The 25323-nt window shown below is 66.2% G+C and carries 20 protein-coding genes; 14 read left to right on the top strand and 6 right to left on the bottom strand.

Going from position 1 to position 25323, the window contains the following annotated elements; translation table 11 throughout:
- Positions 1–154 precede the first annotated feature (154 nt).
- Both trxA and rho read left to right on the top strand, forming a co-directional pair.
- Positions 155–481: a thioredoxin TrxA gene (trxA, locus tag LN047_RS08790; RefSeq protein ID WP_056315616.1), complete on the top strand. Its 327-nt coding sequence runs from the start codon at positions 155–157 to the stop codon at positions 479–481.
- Positions 482–598: 117 nt separating this feature from the next.
- Positions 599–1858, top strand: coding sequence for a transcription termination factor Rho (rho, locus tag LN047_RS08785; RefSeq protein ID WP_043541410.1), 1260 nt, complete (start codon positions 599–601; stop codon positions 1856–1858).
- A 205-nt stretch (positions 1859–2063) separates the two neighbouring features.
- Here the strand turns inward: rho and LN047_RS08780 are convergent, their stop codons facing one another.
- Positions 2064–5699, bottom strand: a complete 3636-nt coding sequence (locus LN047_RS08780; protein WP_373981523.1) for a YhdP family protein — start codon at positions 5697–5699, stop codon at positions 2064–2066.
- Positions 5700–5802: 103 nt separating this feature from the next.
- Here LN047_RS08780 and glnE point away from each other — a divergent pair, with 103 nt between their 5' ends.
- Entirely contained in the window at positions 5803–8580 is a 2778-nt protein-coding gene (gene glnE / locus LN047_RS08775; protein WP_373981522.1) for a bifunctional [glutamate--ammonia ligase]-adenylyl-L-tyrosine phosphorylase/[glutamate--ammonia-ligase] adenylyltransferase, read from the top strand.
- 48 nt (positions 8581–8628) lie between these two features.
- Complete coding sequence (locus LN047_RS08770; protein WP_142049734.1) at positions 8629–9303, top strand: epoxyqueuosine reductase QueH; 675 nt, start codon at positions 8629–8631, stop codon at positions 9301–9303.
- A 111-nt stretch (positions 9304–9414) separates the two neighbouring features.
- Here LN047_RS08770 and LN047_RS08765 read toward each other — a convergent pair whose 3' ends face one another.
- The gene (locus LN047_RS08765) at positions 9415–10404 is read right to left on the bottom strand and encodes a quinone oxidoreductase (protein ID WP_056315608.1); all 990 of its coding nucleotides are present in this window, start codon (positions 10402–10404) and stop codon (positions 9415–9417) included.
- A 50-nt stretch (positions 10405–10454) separates the two neighbouring features.
- A complete protein-coding gene (locus tag LN047_RS08760) occupies positions 10455–11432 on the bottom strand; it encodes a DMT family transporter (RefSeq protein ID WP_373981521.1) in 978 nt (325 codons plus the stop codon).
- Between the two features lie 69 nt (positions 11433–11501).
- Between LN047_RS08760 and LN047_RS08755 the strand changes: the two genes are divergently transcribed.
- The 5 genes from LN047_RS08755 (at position 11502) to LN047_RS08735 (ending at position 17280) form a co-directional block, all read left to right on the top strand.
- Positions 11502–12389 (top strand): DMT family transporter, encoded by an 888-nt coding sequence (locus LN047_RS08755; RefSeq protein ID WP_373981520.1) that lies wholly within the window; start codon positions 11502–11504, stop codon positions 12387–12389.
- A gap of 31 nt (positions 12390–12420) precedes the next feature.
- The gene (locus tag LN047_RS08750; RefSeq protein ID WP_373981519.1) at positions 12421–12945 is read left to right on the top strand and encodes a MarR family winged helix-turn-helix transcriptional regulator; all 525 of its coding nucleotides are present in this window, start codon (positions 12421–12423) and stop codon (positions 12943–12945) included.
- A 94-nt stretch (positions 12946–13039) separates the two neighbouring features.
- Positions 13040–14455 carry an efflux transporter outer membrane subunit gene (locus tag LN047_RS08745; RefSeq protein ID WP_056315603.1) on the top strand — a complete coding sequence of 472 codons (1416 nt, stop codon included), beginning with the start codon at positions 13040–13042 and terminating at the stop codon, positions 14453–14455.
- Positions 14456–14476: 21 nt separating this feature from the next.
- Positions 14477–15670: an efflux RND transporter periplasmic adaptor subunit gene (locus tag LN047_RS08740; protein WP_062842062.1), complete on the top strand. Its 1194-nt coding sequence runs from the start codon at positions 14477–14479 to the stop codon at positions 15668–15670.
- Positions 15667–17280, top strand: coding sequence for a DHA2 family efflux MFS transporter permease subunit (locus LN047_RS08735; protein ID WP_373981518.1), 1614 nt, complete (start codon positions 15667–15669; stop codon positions 17278–17280). The genes LN047_RS08740 and LN047_RS08735 overlap by 4 nt, the downstream gene beginning before the upstream one ends.
- A gap of 63 nt (positions 17281–17343) precedes the next feature.
- On the opposite strand, the gene LN047_RS08730 is transcribed toward LN047_RS08735, so the two are convergent.
- The 3 genes from LN047_RS08730 to LN047_RS08720 form a co-directional block, all read right to left on the bottom strand.
- On the bottom strand, positions 17344–18303 hold the full coding sequence (locus LN047_RS08730) for a hypothetical protein (protein WP_373981517.1): 960 nt from the start codon (positions 18301–18303) through the stop codon (positions 17344–17346).
- Between the two features lie 33 nt (positions 18304–18336).
- Complete coding sequence (locus LN047_RS08725; protein ID WP_373981516.1) at positions 18337–19404, bottom strand: tartrate dehydrogenase; 1068 nt, start codon at positions 19402–19404, stop codon at positions 18337–18339.
- 131 nt (positions 19405–19535) lie between these two features.
- Entirely contained in the window at positions 19536–21074 is a 1539-nt protein-coding gene (locus tag LN047_RS08720) for a helicase HerA-like C-terminal domain-containing protein (RefSeq protein WP_373981515.1), read from the bottom strand.
- A 159-nt stretch (positions 21075–21233) separates the two neighbouring features.
- Between LN047_RS08720 and LN047_RS08715 the strand changes: the two genes are divergently transcribed.
- The 5 genes from LN047_RS08715 to rsfS all read left to right on the top strand — a co-directional run bounded on the left by LN047_RS08715 (position 21234) and on the right by rsfS (position 25319).
- Positions 21234–21965 carry a YebC/PmpR family DNA-binding transcriptional regulator gene (locus LN047_RS08715; RefSeq protein ID WP_056315585.1) on the top strand — a complete coding sequence of 244 codons (732 nt, stop codon included), beginning with the start codon at positions 21234–21236 and terminating at the stop codon, positions 21963–21965.
- Positions 21966–22028: 63 nt separating this feature from the next.
- Entirely contained in the window at positions 22029–23336 is a 1308-nt protein-coding gene (gene purD, locus LN047_RS08710; protein ID WP_346540427.1) for a phosphoribosylamine--glycine ligase, read from the top strand.
- Between the two features lie 12 nt (positions 23337–23348).
- Positions 23349–24260, top strand: a complete 912-nt coding sequence (gene hemF, locus LN047_RS08705; protein WP_128827914.1) for an oxygen-dependent coproporphyrinogen oxidase — start codon at positions 23349–23351, stop codon at positions 24258–24260.
- On the top strand, positions 24257–24844 hold the full coding sequence (nadD, locus tag LN047_RS08700; RefSeq protein ID WP_373981514.1) for a nicotinate (nicotinamide) nucleotide adenylyltransferase: 588 nt from the start codon (positions 24257–24259) through the stop codon (positions 24842–24844). The genes hemF and nadD overlap by 4 nt, the downstream gene beginning before the upstream one ends.
- Before the next feature lie 64 nt (positions 24845–24908).
- Positions 24909–25319 carry a ribosome silencing factor gene (rsfS, locus tag LN047_RS08695; protein WP_062842068.1) on the top strand — a complete coding sequence of 137 codons (411 nt, stop codon included), beginning with the start codon at positions 24909–24911 and terminating at the stop codon, positions 25317–25319.
- Positions 25320–25323 lie beyond the last annotated feature (4 nt).

The raw sequence follows: 25323 nt of genomic DNA, 5'->3' as shown, positions 1-25323 counted from the left end.
AACATCCTACACAAAATCCTGCAAACCCTGTTGTTATTAACAGTGGTATGCCTGTTGTTATTGACAGTGGTATGCTTGAGTCCATTCCACAAACAAGAACAACGGCAAGGCGCGTCTTAACGCGCCTTTTGCTGCCGAACCGAGAATCACCATCATGAGCGACCAAATCAAGAACGTCAGTGACGCCAGCTTCGATGCCGATGTGTTGAAATCCGGCCAGCCGGTGCTGGTGGACTACTGGGCTGCCTGGTGTGGCCCCTGCAAGATGATCGCCCCCATCCTGGAAGAAGTCGCCGCCGAATACGCAGGCCGCTTGACGATCGCCAAGCTGAACGTGGATGAAAACCAGGGCACGGCCACCAAGTACGGCATCCGCGGCATTCCCACCCTTATGCTCTTTAAAGACGGCCAGGCTGCCGCCACCAAGGTTGGCGCGCTGTCGAAGTCGCAACTCACCGCATTCCTGGACGGCGCGTTGTAAATCGCGTGCTGTAACCGAGGGCGCCGCCGCATAGGCGGCGCTCATTCAGTACCGCGCGAGCCCGTCCGTGGCGCGCCGCCAGAGCCCTCCTTTACTTTTCCCCCAACACCCACCGCGATGCACCTCAACGAACTGAAGGCGCTGCACGTCTCGCAGCTGCTCGAAATGGCCGCTGGCCTGGAAATCGAAAACGCCAACCGCCTGCGCAAGCAGGAACTGATGTTCGCCATCATGAAGCGGCGCGCCAAGCAAGGCGAGCAGATCTTCGGCGACGGCGTTCTTGAAGTCCTGCCCGACGGCTTCGGTTTCCTGCGCTCGCCGGAAACCTCGTATCTGGCCAGCACCGACGACATCTACATTTCTCCGTCGCAGATCCGCCGCTTCAATCTGCACACCGGCGACTCCATCGAAGGCGAAGTGCGCACCCCCAAGGATGGCGAGCGCTACTTTGCCCTGGTGAAGGTGGACAAGGTCAACGGCGTGGCGCCCGAGGCGATCAAGCATCGCATCATGTTCGAGAACCTGACGCCGCTGCACCCGAATCGCGTCATCCGCCTGGAACGCGACATCAAGAGCGAGGAAAACCTCACTGGCCGGATCCTCGACGTCTTCGCCCCGATCGGCATGGGCCAGCGCGGCCTGATCGTCGCCAGCCCCAAGTCCGGCAAGACGGTGATGATGCAGCACATTGCGCACGCCATCACCACCAACTACCCCGACGCGGTCATGATCGTCCTGCTGGTCGACGAACGCCCGGAAGAAGTGACCGAAATGCAGCGCACGGTGCGCGGTGAAGTCGTGGCCTCGACCTTCGACGAGCCCGCCACCCGTCACGTGCAAGTGGCCGAAATGGTCATCGAGAAGGCCAAGCGCCTGGTCGAAATGAAGAAGGACGTCGTGATCCTGCTGGACTCGATCACCCGTCTGGCCCGCGCCTACAATACCGTCGTGCCGGCCTCCGGCAAGGTGCTGACCGGCGGCGTGGACGCCAACGCCCTGCAGCGCCCGAAGCGCTTCTTCGGCGCGGCGCGCAACCTGGAAGAAGGTGGCTCGCTCACCATCCTGGGCACGGCGCTGATCGAAACCGGCAGCCGCATGGATGAAGTCATCTATGAAGAATTCAAGGGCACCGGCAACTCCGAAGTCCACCTCGAGCGCCGCCTGGCCGAAAAGCGCGTCTACCCGTCCATCAACCTGAACAAGTCGGGCACCCGCCGCGAAGAGCTGCTGATCGCCCCCGACCTGCTCCAGAAGGTGTGGGTGCTGCGCAAGTTCATTCACGACATGGACGAAGTCCAGTCCATGGAATTCATCCTGGACAAGATGCGCGCCACCAAGACCAACGCCGAATTCTTCGACATGATGAAGAAGAAGTAAGCGCACCGTCCGCGCCCACGAAAAAGCCGCCTTCGAGGCGGCTTTTTCTTGGGTGGCTGTCCCGTCCTGCGTCGGCGGCGGCTCGGACGGTGTCTGACACCCTGCGGAGATCGTCGTCAGCCTGCAGTGGCATCTCGGTGGGTGTCAGACACCTGGGAAGCGGCGTCTCGGCGTTTCAGACACCTGGGAAGCTTCCCGCGGCTGCTCAGTGCTCGATGAACTCCGGCATCCGGCGCGGCGAGGAATTGGCCGGCCGGGGCGTCTGCTTGTCCGGTTCCTTGCCCGAGGCGTCGATGGGTTCGATGCGCGGGTCGTCCCAGCTTCCCGTGACGGCGTATTCCATCGTCATCGCGCGCGCCAGCGGCTGCTTGAGGAGCCACTGCGTGACGAACGCGCCCAGGCCGATCAGCGGGTTGACCGCCAGCGCGGTGACCATTGCCGCGCCGCTGGCGTCCAGATTGGGAATCACCACCGCCTTCATGTCCCAGCGCTCCTTGACGAGGTTCACGCCGCCCGCCAGGACGATTGCGGCCACCGGACCGTTGATCTTGTAGCCTTCGGTATTCAGCGTGCCGTCGGCCACCTTGACGTTGCCGCGGATGGTGTCGAACGGAAACCCGTCCCGCAGCAGGTTCGTGGGATTGACGTCCAGCCGCGCCAGCCGCTGCAGCGACTGCAGCGACAGCAGCTCCAACAGGCGCGCCGTGCGGGAGTTCACGTGCATGAAGCGGCCGTTGTCCAGGCTGACGACCACATCGCCCACCACGTCGGCGATATCGTGCGTCCACGGCAGGTTGCGCCAGGTCGCCTTGCCCTGGATCGTTCCCTTGCCGTTGGACACGACGTTCTCAAAGCCGATGCGGCTCATGAAGTCGCCGACGTTTTCCAGCTTGAGCACGGCATCGACGGTCAGCCCCCGGTTCGGCCCTTCAAGCCCCCAATTGCCCGTGGCGTTCAAGGCCGCCGAATCATTGGTGATGGACAGCTTGTCCAGCCGCCATTGCCGCCCCCGCTCCAGATTTGTGCCCGTCACCTGCAGCGCCCCCAGGTTCTTGCCATACAACAAGAATTGATTGGCCTGCAGATCGATCGCGGGAATGTCGGACAGGTCGTTGCCGGAGGCCAGCGCCTTGTCGGCCTGGTTGGAGTCGCCCTCGCCCGCAATGGACAGATGCTTCAGGCGGGCGGTGATCTGCCCGGCGATGGCGCCCTGCGCCTCGCGCCATTCCAGCGTGCCTGCGGCCTGCCGCGATTCCAGTTCGACGCGCCAGCGCGCCGGCGCGGGGCGCGTGGCATACAGCGTCAGGTCATTGAGGGTGTAGCCGCTGGTGTGCAGCGCGCCGGCAGCCAGACTGATGCGCTCGGGCTGCGGCAGGATGGGTTTGGAAGGTGGCCGGCCCTTCGCGGGCGCCACGTTGAATCCCTCGGAGACGGCATCCCAGGCGTCCATGTCCAGTTCGGGCAGGCTGGCGTTAAGGCTCAGCCCGCGCTCCGGCAGGCTGGCAGGCCGCCCGATGCCCAGCGCGCCGCGCGAAAAGTAGGCGGCCGAGCCCTCGGCGGGGTCCCGTTCGAACAAGGCGTTGACGTTATCGCCCAGGCTGGCCGTCAGCCAGCGCCGGTCGCGGGCGCCGCGGTCCTGCGCCGGCGACCATTGCAGCTTCAGCAATTGCGCGGACTTGGCCGGCTTGCCGGCGGGCGCCGGCATGTCGATCGCCATGCCAACCAGGTCGGACTCGGCCGATATGTCGATGGCGCCGCCCTTCAGGTAGAGCAGCCGACCCTTGTAGGCTGCGCGGCCGGTGAAACGCGACATCGATGCGGCGCGGCTCAACTGCGCCAGCCCGGGCCCCGACAGGGTGCCGTCAAAACGCAGCGCGTCCGTGCCCTGCGCCAGCGTGCCGTAGATGTTGACGGGTCCGCCCAGGAATTGCGCCCGGATGCCCTTGGTCTGCACGCCCTTTTCTGAAAACTCCAGGTCACCGTAGATCTGGCTGAGCGGCGGGATCTCGGGCATGAAGGTGAAGGAATTGTCCGAGAAGCGGATACGCCCCTGGACCTGGGTGTCATCGGTATTGAGCAGCGGCACCTTCAGGTCGAGCGGCATGCGCCAGTCGCCGGTTCCGTGGGCCTCGTCCAAGGCCCCGTCCAGCAGTTCACCCAACGGAGAATTCGCGGCCAGCGCCAGATAGGCCGCCACCGGCCCCGAGGTGTCGCCGGTGACCCGCAGTTCCGAGTCATGCTCCATGTTGGGAATGGCCGCCTTCACAGCGCCCAACGTGACGGTGTGCCCCTTGCCGGTGTGCGCCACCGCGCCGCCCGCGCTGTCCAGCGCCAGGCTCACCTTGTCGATGCGGAAACTGCCCGACAGGTTTTCCAGCATCGGCCAGCCCTTGCGGTTCTCGCCCGCCGGCGCGTAGTCGACCTTCGCGCCGGAATACGCGCCGGCGATGACGAATTCGCCAGTGGCGCCCGGCGCACCGAACGGGAAGTCGTCCAGATCCCCCTTGAGCGTGATGGCCGCCGAATGCATCTGGCCGGCAGGCAAACCGGTCGCCAGCCATTCACGGGCGTCGGCGTTCACCTCGAGCGGCAGATAACGGTGGATGGCGGGCATCGACCCGCGCACCATCGTGCCGCGCACGTCGGCGCTGCCCGCCGCGGTCTTGCCCTCTTTGCGCCATTGGCCTTGCAGACGCACATCCATGTCTTCATTGGCCAGGCGCATCTGGGCCACATCCACGAACCAGTTGTCCGCATCTGGCCCCTTGACCTGGGCGTCGAGCTCCAGGTCGTCGGCCCGCAGCGTCGGCGTCTCGAAGACGCCCGGCAGGGTCACGCGCAGCTGGTGCACCGCGCCCTTGACCGTCACGTCGGCCGCGCCGGGGCTGCGCGCCATCGGCAGGCCATCGATCGTCACGAAATCGCCCGGCAGCGCGGCAATGCGCAACTGGCCCGAACCGCCCTGAAAGGCGGGCCCGTCCGGCGACGCGCGCCAGGACACGCCGCGCGCGGCGACGTCGCTCGTCAATTTGGTGAACTTGCCGTGGTCGAGCTGCCACCACGCGCGCGCGGCGATGCGGCCGGCTACCCGGGGCACGTCGATCCAGGGCGCCCAGGCCAGCGGCTCCACGTCATCGACCTGGGCAAAGATCTGGCCGCTCCAGTTGGCGGGCTTCTTGGCGTCGGCGGCAAACAGGCTGCGGTTGAATTCGCCGCGCAGCTCCAGTTTGTGGGCCAGCGCCGGCCCCGCGGATGCCTGCAGCACGAACCGATGCGAGAGACTGCCGTTGCGCACTAGGAAGTCGACGCCTTCCAACGTAAGCTCGGGCGCCTGGCGCAGTTCGTCCTGCCAGCGCAGCGTGGCGTCGCTGACCAGCAGCTCGCGCTGCGCCGCCAGCCAGCGCAGGCCAGGATGGTTCAGGTCGGAAGCGTGGTCGCTGGTATTCAGGTCGATATTCTGGCCAGCGACCCACAGATGGTTTGACGTGTCCCGCCGCAGCGTCAGTTCCGGCTTTTCGAGCCGCAGCCGCACCAGGGTGGGCGACAGGGACAGGATGCTGCGCCACGCCACGACCGCGGACACGGACGGCAGGCTCAATACCGGATCCGTCTCGTCGTCGTAGACCTGGACGGCGGCGAGATCGAGCCGGGGATTGAGCCCTTGCCAGTTGGCCTTGATCGCGCCGATCGTTACGCGGGCGCCCAACGCCTGGCTGGCGTAGGCTTCAATCTGAGGGCGCCACTGATCCACCCGCGGGAGGACCCAGTAGCGCACGCCCAGAAACCCGATGGCGACAACGCCATAGACGGTCAGCGCGGCCCAGAACAGGCTGCGGAGCACTTTTTTTGGAACAGACACGGATCAGTGGGCAGGAGGAGATGTCTTGCAGTATCGTCCCCACTTATACCTGAAACACGTCCATCCGTCTGCCGCCCTTTGCACCATGTCGAAACCATCACTTATCGCCCCTGCCCTCGCCTGGTCCGGCCATCTGCGCCGCCGCCTGGACGCTCACCCGGATCTGGCCGCGTGGCTGGACGAGGCGGTGAAACAACCCGTCACACCGGCGTTGATGGCGCAATGGCAGAACGAACTGGCCGGCACGGCCGTGACCGGCGCCTTGCCGGTGGATGTCTGCCGCATGGTGCTGCGCAAGCTGCGCGAACGCGTCTTCAGCGTGCTGATCGTGCGCGACCTGTCCGGGCAGGCCCCGCTTGAAGAAGTGGTGGGCGCCATGACCACGCTGGCGGACATGGCGGTGGCAGCCGCCTACCGCAGCGTGGCCGCCGAACTGGCGGCCGTGCACGGCGTGCCGCGCGACCCGGCCACGGGCAAGCCCCAGGAAATGCTGATCGTGGGCATGGGCAAGCTGGGCGGGTGCGAGCTGAACGTGTCGTCCGACATCGACCTCATCATGCTCTATGGCGAGGAAGGCGAAACCGACGGCCCCCGCCGCATCAGCCATCACGAGTTCTACGGGCGCCTGACGCGCCGCATGATGCCGGTGCTGTCCGAGGTGGACGCCAACGGCCAGGTGTTCCGCACCGACCTGCGCCTGCGCCCGGACGGCGACGCCGGCCCGTTGGCCTGGAGCCTGGACGCGCTGGAGCACTATCTGATCGGCCAGGGGCGCGAATGGGAGCGTTATGCATGGCTGAAGGCGCGCCTGATGCCGGCGCAGGCCTTCGAAGACAGCGACAGCGCCGCGCAGGCCCGCCAACTGGAAAGCCTGCGCGTGCCCTTCGTCTACCGCAAGTACTTTGACTTCGATGCGCTGGCCGCGCTGCGCGCGCTGCGCGAACGCATCCGCCAGGACTGGCAGCGCCGCGCGTCGGCGCGCAATGGCATCGACAGCGCCAACAACATCAAGCTGGGCGACGGCGGCATCCGCGAGATCGAGTTCGTGGTGCAACTGGCGCAGCTGATCCGCGGCGGCCGCATGCCGGCGCTGCAAAAGCGCGGCTTGCTGGAAGCGCTGCATGCCGAATGCGTGGCCGGCTTGGTGCCGCAGGACGACGCCCGCCGGCTTGAAGAGGCCTACCGGTTCCTGCGCCGCACCGAGCACGCGCTGCAATATCGCGAAGACGAGCAGACCCATCTGCTGCCCGGCGACCCCGCCCTGCGGGCCGCCCTGGCCGAGGCGCTGGGCATGACGCCCGACGCATTCGAGAGCACGCTGGCCGCGCACCGCGACTTCGTGTCGCAGACCTTCCGCAACGTGTTCCGCATGGTGGGCATGGGCGAGGAAGAAGCGGCGCCTGCCCCCACGCCGGGCGAGGCGCCGTCCAGCCAGGAAGAACCCGACAGCGAAAGCGAGCTTACCGACCAGATCCGCCAGGCGTTTGGCGAGGACGCGGACGACCTGCTGCGCCGGGCCCAGACGCTGTCGGGCAGCCACCGCGTGCGCAGCCTGCCCGAAAGCAGCCGCCGCCGCATGGAGGTCCTGCTTCCGGCCGCGCTGCGCGCCGCGCTGCAGACGCCCGCGCCGCACGAGGCCGCGGTGCGGCTCTTTGACCTCATAGAAAAGATCGCGCAGCGCAGCGCGTACCTGGCGCTGCTGGCCGAATACCCGGACACGCTGGCGCGCGTGGCGCGCATGGTGGCCGCCAGCCCCTGGGCCGCGCAGTACCTGACGCAACACCCATTGCTGCTCGACAGCCTGATCGACTGGCGCACGCTCTTTGAACCGCTCGACTTCGGCCAGATCGCGCGGCAGCTGACGGCGGACCTGGACGCTTGCCGCCTGCCGGACGGCGACCCCGACGTCGAACGCCAGATGAACCTGATGCGCGACGTGCAGCGCCAGGCCAGCTTCCAACTGCTGGCGCAAGACCTGGAAGGCGAGCTCACCGTTGAAAAGCTGGCCGACCAGTTATCGGCGCTGGCGGACCTGCTGCTGACCGAGACCATCCGCCGCGCCTGGCCGCTCGTGAACAAGATCGGAGGCGCCGAGCCGCACTTTGCCGTCATTGCGTACGGCAAACTGGGCGGCAAGGAGTTGGGCTACGCCTCCGACCTGGACCTGGTTTTCTTGTTCGACGACCCGCGCGACGACGCCGCGGAGGTCTACGCCAAGCTTGGCCGGCGCATGTCGTCCTGGCTGTCGACCATGACCTCGTCGGGGCGGCTGTACGAGACCGACCTGCGTCTGCGGCCCGACGGCGACGCGGGGCTGCTGGCGGTATCGATCGAAGCCTTCGAGGAATACCAGCACAAGCACGCCTGGGCCTGGGAACACCAGGCGCTGACCCGCGCGCGTTTCGCGGCCGGCGACGCCAACGTGGGTGCGCGCTTTGAAAAGATCCGCGAGGACATCCTGGTGCTGCCGCGCGACCCGGCGGCGCTGCGCGACGAAGTGCTGGCCATGCGCGAGAAGATCAATGCCGGCCATCCAAACACGTCGGACCGCTTCGACTTGAAGCACGACCGCTGCGGCATGGTCGACGTGGAGTTCGTGACGCAATACCTGGTGCTGTGCCACGCGGGCACGCACCCGGTGCTGGTGCGCAACCTGGGCAACATCACGCTGCTGCGCCTGGCCGCCGAAGTGGGGCTGATCCCGCCCGAGCTGGCGGCGCGGTCGGGCGACGCCTACCGCACCCTGCGGCGCGTGCAGCATCAGTTGCGCCTGCAGGGTGTGGAAAAGGCCCGCGTGGCGCCCGATCAGCTCCAGCCGGAACGCGCCGCGGTGCGGGAACTGTGGACGACCGTGCTGGGGTGACGGCAACTCGTCGTAAAATAAGGGTTTTTCCGCTTTTGCCCCACCGCCATGTCTGAACTCGTCCGCCCCAAACTCGACCTGCCCGCCGGCCGCAGCAAGGTGTTGATGCATTCGTGCTGCGCGCCCTGTTCCGGCGAGGTCATGGAGGCCATGACGGCCTCCGGGATCGATTACGCGATCTACTTCTACAACCCGAACATCCATCCGGTCAAAGAGTACGAAATCCGCAAGCAGGAGAACATCCGCTTCGCGGAGCAGCACGGCATCGAATTCATCGACGCGGACTACGACATGGACAACTGGTTCGACCGCGTCAAGGGCATGGAAGACGCCCCGGAGCGCGGCGAGCGCTGCACGGCGTGCTTTGACATGCGCTTCGAACGCACCGCCCTCTACGCCCACGAGCACGGCTTTGACACCATCACCAGCTCGCTCGGCATCTCGCGCTGGAAGGACATGAACCAGATCAACGGTTGCGGCGAACGCGCCGCCGCGCGTTACGACGATCTGATCTACTGGACCTACAACTGGCGCAAGGGCGGCGGTTCGGCCCGCATGATCGAAATCAGCAAGCGCGAGAACTTCTACCAGCAGGAATACTGCGGCTGCGTCTATTCGCTGCGCGATACCAACCGCCACCGCCGCTCGCAAGGCCGCGAGCGCATTCACATCGGCGTGAAGTTCTACGGCAAGGAAGACCTCATCAACGAGGAAAAGCTCTGATCGGCGGCTGATCAAAAAAAAGCCCGGCAGTCCGCGCATCGCGCGTCCTCCAGGCCTGTCGCGGCGCCCCACGGGGCGCCGCCTTGCTTTGTGGTGCGATCAGTACTGCAATCAGTCCAGCGTCAGCACCGTCGCGCCCGTCGTCTTGCGCGAAGCCAGCGCCGTCTGCGCTTCGCCCGCCTGCTCCAGCGCGTAACGCTGGTCGATGCGGACCTTGATCTTCTTTTTCAGCACCAGGTCGAACAGCTCTTCGGAAGCCGATTGCAGCTTCTCCAGCGTGTTCACGTGGATGCCCAGCGAGGGGCGCGTCACGTACAGGCTGCCCTTCTGGTTCAGGACGGCCAGGTTCACGCCTGCCACCGGACCGGACGCGTTGCCGAAGCTGACCATCAGGCCGCGCGGCTCGATGCAGTCCAGCGAGGTTTCCCACGTGTCCTTACCCACGCCGTCATACACGACCGGCACCTTCTTGCCGCCCGTCAGTTCCAGCACGCGTTCGACCACGTTTTCGCGCGAATAGTCGATGGTTTCCCAGGCGCCATTTTCGCGAGCCAGTTCCGCCTTTTCGGGGCTGGACACCGTGCCGATGAGCTTGACGCCCAGGGCCTTGGCCCATTGGCACGCAATCAGCCCGACGCCGCCGGCTGCGGCATGGAACAGGATGGTTTCGCCACCTTGCAGGCGGTAAGTCTGGCGGAACAGGTACTGCACCGTCAGGCCCTTGAGCATCAGCGCGGCCGCTTCGTCAAAGCCGATGCCCTTGGGCACCTTGACGACCTGCAGGGCCGGCACATTGCGGGCCTTGGCGTACGCGCCAATGGGGCTCTGGCCGTAGGCGACACGGTCGCCCTTCTTGAGGTGCTTGACGTCGGCCCCCACGGCGGTGACCACGCCCGCGCCTTCAAAACCCAGGCCATGCGGCAGCGGATGGGGATACAAGCCCGTGCGGAAATAGATATCGATGAAATTCAGGCCGGCGGCGTGCTGCTCGATCGTGACTTCGTTGGCGGCCGGCGGCGGCACTTCCACCTCGACCAGCTTCAGGACTTCGGGACCACCGTGCTGCTCGATACGAATTGCCTTGACGAGATTGCTGGCCATGCTGGCCTCCTTTCATTGGAAATAACGCGAATTGACCAAAATTGCAGACTTCACCGGGGGGATTGCCTGCCGTCCTGTCCGGCGGGCGCGCGGGCGGCGCCGCCGCCCATCAACGCAAACACCCCCGCCAGCACCAGGACGGTTCCGCCCATCTGCCACACGGTGATGGGCTCGTCCAGGAACCACGACGCCAGAAACAGCACCGACACCGGCCCCACCATGCCCAGCAGCGACGCGGTAGGCGCCCCGATCAGCGAGACCGCCCACATCAGCATGAACACCGGCACCACCGTATTCAGGGTGGCGTGAATGATCGAGTAACGGTAGACCGCGGCGGGCTGGATCAGCATCGACGGCGAATGCACGACGAAGAACTGGATGATGCAGGCCACGCACGACACGAGCATGGCATAGGCCACCAGCCGCGTCGGACCAATCCGCTTGATCAGTTCCCCGGAACAGATGAGGTACACAGAATAGCTTGCGGCCGAGCCAAAAACGAACAAAGACCCTAACAGCACCTCGCTGCCCCCGCCGAAGGACAGATCGTGCGCGAACACCAGCACCACGCCCGCGTAGGACAGCACCATGGCCAGCCATTGCCGGCGCTCGATCGGGCGTTTGAACCAAAGGGCCGACAGCAGCACGACGAGCGAGGGAGACAGGAACAGGATCAGGCGTTCGAGGCTGGCGGTGATGTAACGCAGCCCCAGGAAGTCCAGGAAGCTGGACAGGTAATAACCCAGCAGGCCCAGCACGCACACCTGCAGGCGTTCCTTCGCGGTCATCGTCACGATCTCGCCCCGCGCCGCGCGGCGCGACTGGCGCCACGCCACCACCGCGAAGAACGGCATCGCGAACAGCATGCGAAACGCGATCAGCGTGACCGCGTCGATACCGTAGCGGTAGGTGAACTTGACGACGATGGCCTTGGCGGAAAAGAGGATCGCGCCAAGCACCGCCATGGCGATCCCGGCAGCGCGGCTGGACGCCAGCGGGAGCGCCGTAAGCTTGGCAATACGATTCATGCGATGATTTTAAATTCACCGCAAAAATAATTGCACGCCTTCTCTGATGCAATCCGCTTCTTTCGCAGCATGACTCGACACCGCGCGCTCACCTATATCCATCTTGCCGCCGTGCTATTCGGCCTGACCGGCGTGTTCGGCGAACTGATCCAGGCCAGCGCCGCGGTCATCACGTTGGGACGGGCGGCATTCGCGGTCGCGTCGCTGGGCATCTTTGCGCGGATGCGCCGCAAACCGCTGCTGGGCGCGCTGACGCCGGCCCAGTTGTTCGTGCTGGTGATCGCGGGCGCGCTGCTCGCGGCGCACTGGGTCACTTTCTTCATTTCCGTGAAGGTGGGCGGCATCGCCATCGCGACGCTCGGCTTTGCCAGCTTTCCCGCGTTCATCACGCTGTTCGAAGGACTCCTCTTCCGCGAACGCGTCCGCCTGGCCGAATGGCTGCTGCTGGGCTTGGTGACCGCCGGCCTGGTGCTCGTCACGCCGTCGTTCGATCTCGCAGACCAAGGCACCATCGGGCTGGCGTGGGGCATTCTGTCCGGCCTGACCTTTGCCCTGCTCGCCTTGAGCAACCGCCGCTCGGCCTCCGGCATGGACCCGATGCAGGTGGCCTGCTGGCAAAACGTGGTGGTCGCATTGGTGATGGTGCCGTTCGCGGTCGGCCAGTTGCCCGCCGTGCACGCGCTGGACTGGTTCTGGCTGGCGCTCCTGGGCGTTTTCTGCACCGGGCTGTCCCATTACCTGTTCGTGTCCAGCCTGACCCGCCTGAATGCCCGCAGCGCGGGGCTGGTCATCGCCCTGGAACCCGTCTACGCCATCGCATTCGCCTGGGTGCTTTTCAGCCAGCAGCCCACACCGCGCATGCTGGCCGGCGCCGCGCTGATCGTGGCGGCCATCGTGTGGTCGGGGCTGCGCAAGCAGGCGCCGGCGCCAGAGCCGGCCCCGAAAATACAGCCTTGACAATAACTGACTAGGCAGTAAAATTCGGCGCATGACTGTCGCGCCTTCCCCGCCCTCGCCCGTATCCTCCGAGCCATCCGACGCTCCCATCCATTACCGCAACGACACGCGGTGCATGGCGGAAGAGAACGCGGGCTACCTCATCAAGCTGGTCTATCACTCCCTGACCCGGATGCTCGACCAGGAGATGGCGCCCCTCGATCTCACCGCGATGCAATGGCGCCCCCTGGCCATGGTATTCCTGGGCCGCGCCGACACGCCCGCCGAACTGGCCCGCCTGAACGACATGGACACCGGCGCCATGACCCGCGCGCTGGACCGCCTGGAAGCCAAGGGCCTCCTGCGCCGTAACCGTAGCCAGGAAGACCGCCGGGTGGTCAAGATCGAACTGACCGAACTGGGCGAGGCCAAGGCCCGCCTCATCCCCGCCAACATCGCCCGTGCGCTGAACCACCACCTGCGCGGCTTCTCCACCGACGAAGTCACCCAGCTCATGCACTTCATGCGCCGGATGATCGCCAACGGGTCCGCCTCCGGCGCCGCCCCCGAGCGCTGACGCCACACCCCGAGCGGGAGCCGGGGTTTTTATTTGGCATAATCGTTGCCTAGGCAAATACAGATCAATCAATTACTTTCAGCTAACAGTCAGGATGAAACGCCTTTTATCTATCGCATTGGTGCTCGCCCTCACCGGTTGCGCGCTGATGGAGCCGGCGCCAAAGCCCGTCGCCGAGCTTGACGCCGCCAAACTCGGGCTGACCGGGCAGGCCACCGAATGGCCCGCCGCGCAGTGGTGGGAACGCTACGGGGATTCGCAGCTCAATGCGCTGATGACCGAAGCGCTGGCAAACAGTCCGTCGATGAGCGCCGCGCAGGCGCGCCTGGCCAAGGCCAACGCCGCCGTCGGCATCGCGCGCGCGCCGCTGCTGCCGCGGGTGGACGCAGGCTACACGCTCAATCGCGAGCACCTGTCCAAGGACTACATCTACCCCGCGCCGCTGGGCGGCTCGGTCGTCAGCGACAACCGGCTGGCGCTGGATTTCAGCTATGAACTGGACTTCTGGGGCAAGAACCGCTCACGCCTGCAGTCCGCGGTGTCGCAGCAGGAAGCCGCCAGCGCCGATGCGCAGGCCGCGCGCAACCTGCTCGCCAGCGCCACCGTGCGCGCCTACCTGAACCTGCAGAACGCCTTTGCGCAGCGCGACGTACTGAACCGGGTGATTGCGCAGCGCGCCGAAGTGCTGTCGCTGACGCAGGGCCGCTACGCCGCGGGCCTGGACACCCAGGTCGAGGTCAAGCAGGCGGAATCGTCGCTGGCCTCCGGCAAGGTCGAACTGACCCAGACCGACACGACGATCGCCCAACTGCGTAATCAGGTCGCCGCGCTGGCCGGCGCCGGCCCGCAGCGCGGACAGGATCTGGTTCAGGTGACGCTGACCGCGCCGGCAGGCGTCGTGCCGGCCAGCGTTCCGCTTGACCTGCTGGGGCATCGCCCCGACGTCACGGCCGCCCGCTGGCGCGCCGAGGCGGCGCGCCATACCATCGACGCGGCCAAGGCCGAGTTCTACCCCAACGTGAACCTGGTCGCCTTCGTCGGCTTCCAGGCCATTGGCACCGGCAACCTGCTGGGCGCCGACGCCCGCATGGCCGGCATCGGTCCGGCGATCACGCTGCCCATCTTCCACGGCGGCGAACTCAATGCCAACCTGGCGGGCCGCCGTGCCGACGCGGACCTGGCGGTGTCGGACTACAACCAGACCGTGCTGGACGCCGCGCACCAGGTCGCCGACGCACTGGACGGCCTGCGCCTGCTGGATCAGGAAAAAGCCCAGCAACGCCAGGCGCGCGAGGCCATCGAGGCCGCCTACGCGCTCGCCGTCGACCGTTACAAGGCAGGCATGGGCAACTACATCTCCGTGCTGATCGCCCAGACCGGCGTGCTGACGCAGGCGCGCCTTGACACGGACCTGCGCATCCGCGCCTATCAGCTCGACGCCAACCTGGCCACCGCCCTGGGCGGCGGCTACGCGGCCCCGGCCGAGCCGGCCCCGAACTCCATTCATTGAACGATCCCGGATTCAGACGTCATGAACGCTGCCACTCCCACAACCCATCCCGCCCGTAAACGCCTGCTGCTGCTCGCGACCGGAGCCTTCATCGTCATCGCGATCGCCTATGGCATCTGGTGGGCGTTGTTCGGCGCGCACTTCGAAAGCACCGACGACGCCTACGTGCACGGCAACCTGGTGCAGATCACGCCGCAGGTGCCCGGCACCGTGGTCGCCATCGAAGCCGACGATACCGAAACCGTCACCGCCGGCCAGCCGCTGGTCCGCCTCGATCCCGCCGACACCGACGTCGCCCTGCAGCAGGCGCAAGCCAAGCTGGCGCAGACCGTGCGCCAGGTGCAGACCTATTACGTGCAGAACGATGCGCTGGCGGCCGACGTCGACCTGCGCAATGCCGACATCCTGCGCGCCCAGGCCGAGCTGACCCGCGCCCAAAGCGACGTGAAGCGCCGCCAGCAGCTCGCCAAGTCGGGCGGCGTCAGCGGCGAGGAAATCCTGCACGCCGAGGTCGCGCTCAAGTCCGCCCAGTCCGGCGTCGCGCAAGCCAAGGCGGCGCTGGCCGCCGCGCAGGCCAAGCTGGCGACCAACCAGGCCCTGACGCAAGGCACCACGGTGGCGGACCACCCCGACGTGCGCCAGGCGGCCGCCGAGTTGCGCAACGCGTGGCTTGCCCAATCGCGCACCGTGCTCCCCGCCCCCGTGGGCGGCGTGATCGCGCGCCGCACCGCGCAGGTCGGCCAGCGCGTTGCCCCCGGCGCCGCGCTGATGACCGTGGTGCCGCTGGACCAGGTCTGGGTCGAAGCCAACTTCAAGGAAGGCCAGTTGCGCAAGATGCGCATCGGCCAGCCAGTCAAGATGGTGGCCGATCTGTACGGCAGCTCGGTCACCTACCACGGCACCGTCGCCGGCCTGGACGCCGGCACGGGCAGCGCCTTCGCCCTGCTTCCCGCCCAGAATGCCACGGGCAACTGGATCAAGGTGGTGCAGCGCGTCCCCGTGCGGATCACGCTGGACCCCGAAGACCTCAAGCAGCATCCGCTTCGCGTGGGCTTGTCGATGGACGTGGAAGTCGACGTGGGCAAGGACGACGGCGCCCCGCTCACGCAAGTGGCGCGCAAGGAACCGGCCTGGTCGACCCGCGCCTTCGAACCCGCCCACAATGAAGTCGATGCGATGATCGCGAAGATCATCGCCGCCAACATCGCATCATGAGCACAGCCGCCCAGCCCGCGGGCGCCGGCGCGCCCCCCGACGCCGCCCGCCCGCCGGGCACCCATCCGCCTCTGGAAGGCGCGACCCGCATCATCGGGTCCATCGCCCTGTCGACCGCGGTCTTCATGAACGTGCTGGACACGTCGATCGCGAACGTCTCCATCCCCACCATCTCGGGCGACCTGGGCGTGAGCACCAGCCAGGGCACCTGGGTGATCACGTCGTTCGCGGTGGCCAACGCCATCACGGTGCCGCTTACCGGCTGGCTCACCCAGCGATTCGGCCAGGTGCGCCTGTTCCTGATCTCCACGCTGCTCTTCGTGCTGGCCTCCTGGCTGTGCGGCTTCTCGCCGTCGCTAGAGGCGCTGATCGCCTTCCGCGTGTTGCAAGGCGCCGTGGCCGGGCCGATGATTCCGCTGTCGCAGACGCTGATGCTGGCCAGCTTTCCGAAGTCCAAGGCGGGCATGGCGCTGGCGGTCTGGTCCATGACCACGCTGGTGGCGCCGGTGGCCGGCCCCCTGCTGGGCGGCTGGATTTCAGACAACTACACCTGGCCCTGGATCTTCTACATCAACGTGCCGGTGGGCCTGTTGGCCGCATGGATCAGCTGGCGCATCTACGGCAACCGGGAATCGGTCACGCGCAAGCTGCCCATCGACAAGCTGGGCCTCGTCCTGCTCGTGGTCTGGGTGGGCGCGCTGCAGATCATGCTGGACAAGGGCAAGGAGCTGGACTGGTTCGCCAGCCCCACCATCATCGCGCTGGCGGCGATCGCCTTCGTCGCCTTTGTCTTCTTCCTGATCTGGGAGCTCACCGACGCGCACCCCGTCGTGGACCTGCGCCTGTTCAAGGTCCGCAACTTCACGGTCGGCGCACTGACGCTGGCGGTGGCCTATGGCGTCTTCTTCGGCAACGTCGTGCTGCTGCCGCTGTGGCTGCAAAGCAATATGGGCTACACGGCAACCTATGCGGGCCTTGTCACCGCGCCCGTGGGACTTCTGGCGATCCTGCTGACGCCCATCGTGGGCAAGATGCTGGCCACGCGCGATCCGCGGCAACTCGTTACGGTCGCCTTCCTGATCTTTGCGCTGGTCTGCTTCATGCGCTCCGGGTTCAATACGCAGACGGACGTGCGCACGCTGATGATCCCAACGATCATCCAGGGTGCGGCGATGGCGGCGTTCTTCGTGCCGCTCACGTCGATCACCCTCTCGAGCATCGAGCCCTGGCGCATCCCGGCTGCGTCGGGCCTGTCGAACTTCCTGCGGCTGACGGCGGGCGCGTTCGGCACGTCGATCTCCACGACGTTGTGGGAAAACCGAGCGACCCTGCATCACGCGCAGCTGACCGAAATCGCCAAGCCCGGCCAACAGGCGTTCGACCAGACCATGAATACCTTGCAGAACGGCCTGGGCGTCTCGCACCAGCAGGCGCTTACGATGGTGGACGGGATGATCAACGCGCAGGCCTTCACCATGTCGGCGACGGACGTGTTCTATGCGTCGGCGATCATCTTCCTGCTGCTGACGGGCCTGGTGTGGTTTGCGCGGCCGCGGTCGTCCAAGACGGGTGGCGGCGGTGCGGCAGAGGCGGCCGCGGGCGCGCACTGATCCGCGCGGCATGCCCCAATGAAAAGGCGCCTCGCGGCGCCTTTTCCTTTTGGTCCATGCGGATCAGTCCCTGAGCAGGGTTTGCCAGTCCTTGCGTTCGATGATGTCGGCCGACAGCGCGCTGACCGGAGACAGATTGAACACGGACACCCCGCGCTCGCGCCACAGCGGCGACGCAAAGCGGAACGACGGCTCGATGAACTTCGGAAAGTTGCGCGTCAGCCGGCTGGTCTGCGGCTTGCCGCCTTCATCGTAGAAACGCAATCCGCCCTGCACGGTCAGGTCCAGGCCATGCACGTAGACCTCGCGCGCGCCGCCTGACATCAGGACCTGCAGCGCCGCATAGGCCACGGTATCGGCATCGAACACGCCCAGCGACGCATCGAAGCTGTAACCCAGCCCCTGCTTGGCGTCCAGCAGTTCAACATCAGGCGAGGCAGCGGCAATGCGCTTGAGCACTGCTGGCGCAACGCTGCGCTCGTAGGCGCGCCGGGAGATCAGCTCGATGATGCAGATGCGGCAGCGGATTTGCTCCTGTGGAATGCCCTGCATGATGTAGCGCAGAACCTCGGGAAACACATACAGCGTCAGGTCGCGCCCGACGATATCGCGCACCAGCTCAATGCGGTCCCGCACGAAGTTCTGGTCGATGATGCAGTAATACTTGAACTGCAGGTCGAACTTGCGCGACAGCGCGATGGAGCCATTGACGCCCATCGCCACGCCGATATCCATGCGGTCGTACGGGATCTCGGAGATCGAAGGGCCGCTCAGGATCAGGTGCACCACCTTGTCGGCAGGGTCGTAGCCCTGCGACAAGGGAGTGATGCGCAATGAACGGCCGAACGCACGATAGGCACTGATTGCGCCATCCTTGTCCCGCCAGATCCGCACGAACGGCCACAGGTGCTGATTGTGCCGCTGCGTGCGCGAACGCAGCATGCGGAAAAGCTTGCGGACAAACCGGTCGGCCCGCCCGCCGCCCACGTGATCGGAGGGAGGAGAAAACATCGAGTCGTTCATCTACTAACCAGACAGGTCTGCCCGCAACTGCACTTAACTGCCCCGGACCAGCGAAGCAATGGCGTCACCGACCTCGGCTGTCGAAGCGTTGCCTTTCATATCCCGCGTCCGCGGGCCATCGGCCAGCACGGTTTCGATTGCCTTGACCACGGCGGCCGACGCGTCGGGATACCCCAAGAAATCCAGCATCAATGCCCCGCTCCAGATCTGTCCGATGGGGTTGGCGATGCCCTTGCCATAAATGTCCGGCGCAGAGCCATGCACCGGTTCGAAGAGCGACGGAAATTTCCGTTCCGGATTCAGGTTCGCCGACGGCGCAATGCCGATGGTGCCCGTGCAAGCCGGCCCCAGGTCGGACAGGATATCGCCGAACAGGTTGGAAGCCACCACCACATCGAACCAGTCCGGATGCTGCACGAAGTGCGCGCACAGGATGTCGATGTGGTATTTGTCCCAGCGCACATCGGGATAGTTCCCGGCCATGTCGGCAACGCGCTCGTCCCACCAGGGCATCGAGATGGAAATGCCGTTGGACTTGGTGGCGGCGGTCAGGTGCTTGCCGCGCTTTTGCGCCAGCTCGAATGCGAACTTCAGCACGCGCTCGGCGCCGATGCGCGTGAAGACGCTTTCCTGGATGACCACTTCGCGGTCGGTGCCCTCGAACAGGCGGCCGCCGCTATTGGAATATTCGCCTTCCGTGTTCTCGCGCACGATGAAGAAATCGATCTCGCCAGGCTTGCGATCGGCCAGCGGCGAGGGCACGCCGGGCATCAGCCGCACCGGACGCAGATTGATGTACTGATCGAATTCACGGCGGAACTTGAACAGCGAGCCCCACAGCGCCTCGTGGTCGGGCACCGTGGCGGGCCAACCGATCGAGCCGAAGAAAATGGCCTCGTGCTGGCCGATCTGGTCCTTCCAGTCGTCCGGCATCATCTTGCCGTGCTTGGCGTAGTAGTCGCAGCTCCAGTCGAAATGGTCCCACTGGAAGTCGATATCGAACCGCGCCGCCACGGCATCCAGCACCTTCAAACCTTCCGGCACGACCTCCTTGCCGATTCCGTCTCCTGGGAGCACTGCAATTTTGTGTTTCTTAGCCACCGTGTCTTCCTTTGGTTTTCATTGATACATCGCCCGCAATCTTAGGCATAAATGTGCGCAACACAAAACCCCCGCCCCCAAATGGGTGGCGGGAATGGACGGCGGCATGGGACGATCAGCGTCCATGCGGCTTAGCGCCGGCCCTTCGATCCCAGCAACGATCCCAGAATGCCGCGCGTCAGTTCCCGCGCGATGGACCTGGCCGAGCTTTTGGCGATGGTCTGCACCACGCCGTCGCGCTTGCCGCCGCGCGGTCCGGTCGATCCGAACAGCACGTCCTTCAGGCTGTCCATCAGCCCGCCGCTGTCTGAGGCAGGCGGCTCGCCTGTCTTGGGGGCCGGCTGCCCCGCCCGGGCCGGCGCGTCCTGGGCGCCGCCCGGTTCGGCGGGAACCGCCGCGCGGCCCGCCAGGATTTCATAGGCGGACTCCCGGTCGACCGCCTTTTCATACTTGGCCGCCAGGGGGTTGCCCTGGCGCAGCGCCTGCCGCTCGGCGTCTGTGGCCGGTCCGATGCGGCTGCCCGGCGGCACGATGTACGCCCGCTCGGTCGGCATGGGCCGCCCCTTGGCATCCAGCAGCGACACCAGCGCCTCGCCCACGCCCAGCTCCGTGATGGCGGCTTCGATATCCAGGCCCGGATTGGGGCGCATGGTCTGCGCGGCGGTCTTGACGGCTTTCTGGTCGCGCGGCGTAAACGCCCGCAGCGCATGCTGGACGCGATTGCCCAACTGCCCCAGCACGGTATCCGGGATATCCAGCGGATTCTGCGTCACGAAATAAACGCCCACCCCCTTGGAGCGGACCAGGCGCACGACCTGCTCGATCTTCGTCAGGAGCGCCTGCGGGGCGTCGTTGAACAGCAGGTGCGCCTCGTCGAAGAAGAAGACGAGCTTGGGCTGATCCATGTCGCCCACTTCGGGCAGCTTTTCGTAGAGGTCGGCCAGCAGCCACAAGAGGAAGATGGCGTACAGGCGCGGCGCCTGCATCAGCTTGTCGGCCGCCAGCACGTTGACGATGCCCCGGCCCTGCGCGTCCACGCGCATCAGGTCGGCCACGTCCAGCATCGGCTCGCCAAAGAACTTCTCCGCGCCCTGGGATTCCAGCGCCAGCAGGCCGCGCTGGATGGCGCCGACACTGGCCGCGGACACATTGCCGTAACGGGTCTTCAACTCGCCGGCCCGGTCGGCCACGTTCTGCAGCATCGCCCGCAAGTCCTTCAGGTCCAGCAGCAGTTGCCCTTCGTCGTCCGCCACCTTGAAAACCAGGGTCAGGACGCCTTCCTGCGTGTCGTTCAATTCCAGGATGCGCGACAGCAGCAACGGCCCCATGTCGGTGATGGTCGCCCGCACGGGCAGCCCCTGCTCGCCAAAGACGTCCCACAGCGCGACGGGGCTGGCGCCCCAGGCGGGTTCCGCCAGGCCCAGGTTCTTCAGGCGTTCCTGCAGCTTGGGGCTGGGCACGCCGGCCTGCGAAATACCGGTCAGATCGCCTTTCACGTCCGCCATGAAGACCGGCGTGCCGATCCGGGAAAAGGATTCGGCCAGGACCTGCAGGGTGACGGTCTTGCCCGTGCCCGTGGCGCCGGTGATGCATCCGTGGCGGTTGGCCAGCGCCGGCAGCAGCGCCAACTCGGTCTGCGCGTTCTTGGCGATGACAAGGGGGGTGGGCATGAGCGGCTCCGGACCAGGGATCAAAGGGATGCCCAAGTGTAGAGCCTGCCGCGCGGCTTGTGCGCGTGGCTATATGGACACAAGCGGCCCTCTTGCCGGACGGGAGGGCCGCCGGCACGGTAAAATGCCGTCTTTGCAGACACATTTTCCTGGGAAGCCATGGCCGGACACAGCAAATGGGCCAATATTCAGCACCGCAAAGGGCGCCAAGACGCCAAGCGCGGAAAGCTCTGGACCAAGATCATTCGTGAAATCACCGTGGCGGCGCGCGCCGGCGGCCCCGACCCGGACAGCAACCCCCGTTTGCGCATGGCCTGGGACAAGGCCACCGACGCCAACATGCCCAAGGACAACATCCAGCGCGCCATCCAGCGCGGCGCCGGCGGCGCCGACGGAGAGGCCTACGAAGAAGTCCGCTACGAAGGCTACGGCATCGGCGGCGCGGCGGTCATCGTCGACTGCATGACCGACAATCGCACCCGCACCGTCGCCGAAGTCCGCCACGCGTTCTCCAAGAACGGCGGCAACCTCGGCCAGGAAGGCTCCGTCGCCTTCATGTTCAAGCACTGCGGCCAATTCGTGTTCGCCCCCGGCACCCCCGAAGACAAGGTCATGGAAGCCGCGCTCGAGGCCGGCGCCGAAGACGTCACCACCGACGAAGAAGGCGTGATCGAAGTCGTCTGCGCCCCGTCCGACTACGCGGCCGTGCGCAAGGCCTTCGACGACGCCGGCCTGAAGGCCGAAGTCGACGGCATCGTCATGAAAGCCCTGAACGAAACCGAACTGGCCGGCGACGACGCCGTCAAGATGCAGAAACTGCTCGACGCCCTGGAAAGCCTGGACGACGTGCAGGAAGTCTATACGACCGTCATTTTCGACGAAGCGCAGTAAATCTCCCTTTCCTGGCGCGCCGGCGGCTCCGCCCGCCTGCGCGCCTCTTCAGACTCACGCAACATGAAACTCCTGGTTATTGGCTCGGGCGGCCGCGAACATGCCCTCGCCTGGCGGCTGGCCCGCTCCCCGCGCGTACACAAGGTGTACGTCGCTCCGGGCAACGGCGGCACGCAACGGGCCGAGCAGATGGAGAACATCCCGCTCACCAATGCCGAGGAACTGGCCGACTTCGTCCAGCGCGAGGGCATCGCCCTGACGGTCGTCGGCCCCGAGGCGCCGCTGGCCGCTGGCGTGGTCGACGTCTTCCGCGCCCGTGGCCTGAAGATCTTCGGCCCCACCAAGGCCGCCGCGCAGCTTGAAAGCTCCAAGGATTACGCCAAGGCCTTCATGGTCCGGCACAAGATCCCGACCGCGCGCTACGAAACCTTCACCGACCCGGCCAAGGCCCACGCCTACATCGACCAGGAAGGCGCACCCATCGTCATCAAGGCCGACGGCCTGGCCGCCGGCAAGGGCGTCGTGGTTGCCGCCACCCTCGAAGAAGCGCACGCCGCCGTCGACGCCATGCTGGGCGACGGCTCCATGGGCGAAGCCGGCGCGCGCGTCGTCATCGAGGAATGCCTGGTTGGCGAAGAAGCCAGCTTCATCGTCATGTGCGACGGCCGCAACGTGCTCGCCCTGGCCACCAGCCAGGACCACAAGCGCCTGCAGGACGGCGACCGCGGTCCCAACACGGGCGGCATGGGCGCCTACTCGCCCGCGCCCATCGTCACCCCCGAACTGCATCACCGCATCATGCGCGAAATCATCCTGCCGACCGTGCAGGGCATGACGCGCGACGGGATTCCGTACACGGGCTTCCTGTACGCCGGCCTGATGATCGCCCCGGGCGACGATCCCGACCGCGAAATCAAGACGCTGGAATTCAACTGCCGCATGGGCGACCCCGAAACCCAGCCCATCATGATGCGCGTCAAGAGCGACCTGCTCGACGCGCTCGAGCACGCCGTCGAAGGCACGCTCGACCAGGCCGACATCGTCTGGGACCGCCGCACCGCCCTGGGCGCCGTGCTGGCCGCCCACAACTACCCCAATACGCCGCGCACCGGCGACGTCATCCGCGGCCTGCCCGCCGACGCCGAAGACTGCATGGTCTTTCACGCCGCCACCCAGCTCGACGGCGAAGACATCAAGACCACCGGCGGCCGCGTGCTGTGCGTCACCGCGCTGGGCGACTCCGTCAAGATGGCGCGCGATCGCGTCTACGAAGCCATCGACCGCATCCACTTCGATGGCCGCCAGTACCGCACCGACATCGGCTGGCGCGCGCTCAAGCCCTCGCAGCAAAAGCCCAAGTCCAACGCATAAACGGAACCGCCCATGACCGCTCTGCCCGTCTCCGCCGTCCGGGACTACCTCACCGGCCTGCAAGCCCGCATCGTGGGCGCGCTGGAAACGGCCGAAGGCGGCCCCTTCCGCGCCGACGAATGGGTGCGGCCGGAGGGCGGCGGCGGGCTGTCGCGCCTGCTCGAAGGGGGCCAACTCTTCGAGCGCGCCGGCGTGCTGTTCAGCCACGTCAAGGGCTCCAAGCTGCCGCCGTCCGCCAGCGCGCATCGCCCGGAGCTCGCGGGCCGCTCGTGGGAAGCCATGGGCGTGTCCATGGTGCTGCATCCGCGCAATCCGTACGTGCCCACCACACACATGAACGTGCGCATGTTCGTCGCGGCGGCGCGGCCCGGCCACGACGAGGCCGACGTCTTCTGGTTCGGCGGCGGCATCGACCTCACCCCGTACTATCCGTTCGAAGAAGACGCGCGCCATTTCCACACGGTATGCCGGGACGCGCTGGCGCCCCACGGCCCCGATTACTACCCGCGCTACAAGCGCTGGTGCGACGAATATTTCTTCCTCAAGCACCGCAACGAAACCCGCGGCATCGGCGGCGTCTTTTTCGACGACCTGAACGCCCCCGGGTTCGACGCGTCCTTCGCGCTGACCCGGTCCGTTGGCGACGCTTTTCTGGACAGCTACCTGCCCATCGTCGACAAGCGCCGCGGCATCGCCTACACCGAGCGCGAACGCGATTTCCAGGCCTACCGCCGGGGCCGTTACGTCGAATTCAACCTGGTCTTTGACCGCGGCACGCTGTTTGGCCTGCAATCGGGCGGCCGCACCGAATCGATCCTGCTGTCCATGCCGCCCATCGCGCAGTGGCGCTACGACTGGCAACCGCAGCCCGGCACGCCCGAGGCCGAACTGGCCGACTACCTGAAACCGCGGGACTGGGTTTGAAACGCATCGGCCTCTTGGGCGGCAGCTTCGACCCCGTCCACGTCGCGCATATCGCGCTTGCCCAGAACGCCTTGCAGTCGCTCGGGCTGGCCCAGGTGCAGCTCATTCCCGCCGCCAATCCCTGGCAGCGTGCCGCGCTGAACGCCACCGGCGAAGAGCGCCGCGCCATGCTGGATCTGGCCATCGCCGGCCATCCGGGGCTGGCGGTCAACCCCATCGAAATCGAGCGGGGCGGCGCCACCTACACCATCGACACGCTGCGCGCGCTGCCGCAGGACGCGCGCTACGTGTGGCTGCTGGGCGCCGATCAGCTCGCCAACTTCTGCACCTGGCGCAATTGGCGCGACATCGCCAGCCTGGTCGACCTGGCCGTGGCCACCCGCCCCGGCACAGCCCTCAGTGCGCCGCCGGAACTGGCGCAGTGGCTGCGCGAACAGGGTCGCGTTCTGCAGGAACTGCCATTTCCGCCCATGCCGGTATCCGCTTCCGAGATCCGCCGGCGCCTGTCGCAAGGCGAATCCACTGACGGGCTGCTCGATCCATCCGTCGCCGCGTATATTGCGGCGCACAAACTCTACCGATAAACCCCTTCCCGCCCGGCGCCACCGGCAAGCCGCCGTTGCCACTGCGCGGGTTATATTTGCAGCTATGGATATACAGAAACTCCAACGCGCCGTCATCGACGCCCTCGAAGACGTCAAGGCGCAAGACATCAAGGTCTTCAACACCACGCATCTGACCAGCCTGTTCGATCGCGTCGTGATTGCAAGCGCCACCTCCAACCGCCAGACGCGCGCCCTCGCGTCCAGCGTCGCCGATCGCGGCCGCGCCATGTCGCTCACCGGCATCACCATCGAAGGCGAAGACACCGGCGAATGGGTCGTCGTCGACCTGGGCGATGTCGTCGTGCACATCATGCAGCCGGCCATCCGCCAGTACTACAACCTCGAAGAAATCTGGGGCGGCAAGCCGGTGCGCGTGAAGCTCCTTCCCGAATCGACCCGTCCCGCCCCGGTCGCCAGCGACAGCGGCAGCGGTTACGACGACAACGAAGACTGAACGC

The organism is Achromobacter sp. JD417 (genome assembly GCF_041879325.1).
Classification (GTDB): Bacteria; Pseudomonadota; Gammaproteobacteria; order Burkholderiales; family Burkholderiaceae_B; genus Achromobacter; species Achromobacter mucicolens.
This window is presented reverse-complemented; position numbering and strand designations above follow the sequence as displayed.

Excerpts from the sequence above, each read along its gene's own strand:
- trxA (WP_056315616.1), top strand. The coding sequence starts at position 155 with ATGAGCGACCAAATCAAGAACGTCAGTGACGCCAGCTTCGATGCCGAT.
- rho (WP_043541410.1), top strand. The coding sequence starts at position 599 with ATGCACCTCAACGAACTGAAGGCGCTGCACGTCTCGCAGCTGCTCGAA.
- glnE (WP_373981522.1), top strand. The coding sequence starts at position 5,803 with ATGTCGAAACCATCACTTATCGCCCCTGCCCTCGCCTGGTCCGGCCAT.
- LN047_RS08770 (WP_142049734.1), top strand. The coding sequence starts at position 8,629 with ATGTCTGAACTCGTCCGCCCCAAACTCGACCTGCCCGCCGGCCGCAGC.
- LN047_RS08765 (WP_056315608.1), bottom strand. The coding sequence starts at position 10,404 with ATGGCCAGCAATCTCGTCAAGGCAATTCGTATCGAGCAGCACGGTGGT.
- LN047_RS08760 (WP_373981521.1), bottom strand. The coding sequence starts at position 11,432 with ATGAATCGTATTGCCAAGCTTACGGCGCTCCCGCTGGCGTCCAGCCGC.
- LN047_RS08755 (WP_373981520.1), top strand. The coding sequence starts at position 11,502 with ATGACTCGACACCGCGCGCTCACCTATATCCATCTTGCCGCCGTGCTA.
- LN047_RS08750 (WP_373981519.1), top strand. The coding sequence starts at position 12,421 with ATGACTGTCGCGCCTTCCCCGCCCTCGCCCGTATCCTCCGAGCCATCC.
- LN047_RS08745 (WP_056315603.1), top strand. The coding sequence starts at position 13,040 with ATGAAACGCCTTTTATCTATCGCATTGGTGCTCGCCCTCACCGGTTGC.
- LN047_RS08740 (WP_062842062.1), top strand. The coding sequence starts at position 14,477 with ATGAACGCTGCCACTCCCACAACCCATCCCGCCCGTAAACGCCTGCTG.
- LN047_RS08735 (WP_373981518.1), top strand. The coding sequence starts at position 15,667 with ATGAGCACAGCCGCCCAGCCCGCGGGCGCCGGCGCGCCCCCCGACGCC.
- LN047_RS08730 (WP_373981517.1), bottom strand. The coding sequence starts at position 18,303 with ATGAACGACTCGATGTTTTCTCCTCCCTCCGATCACGTGGGCGGCGGG.
- LN047_RS08720 (WP_373981515.1), bottom strand. The coding sequence starts at position 21,074 with ATGCCCACCCCCCTTGTCATCGCCAAGAACGCGCAGACCGAGTTGGCG.
- LN047_RS08715 (WP_056315585.1), top strand. The coding sequence starts at position 21,234 with ATGGCCGGACACAGCAAATGGGCCAATATTCAGCACCGCAAAGGGCGC.
- purD (WP_346540427.1), top strand. The coding sequence starts at position 22,029 with ATGAAACTCCTGGTTATTGGCTCGGGCGGCCGCGAACATGCCCTCGCC.
- hemF (WP_128827914.1), top strand. The coding sequence starts at position 23,349 with ATGACCGCTCTGCCCGTCTCCGCCGTCCGGGACTACCTCACCGGCCTG.
- rsfS (WP_062842068.1), top strand. The coding sequence starts at position 24,909 with ATGGATATACAGAAACTCCAACGCGCCGTCATCGACGCCCTCGAAGAC.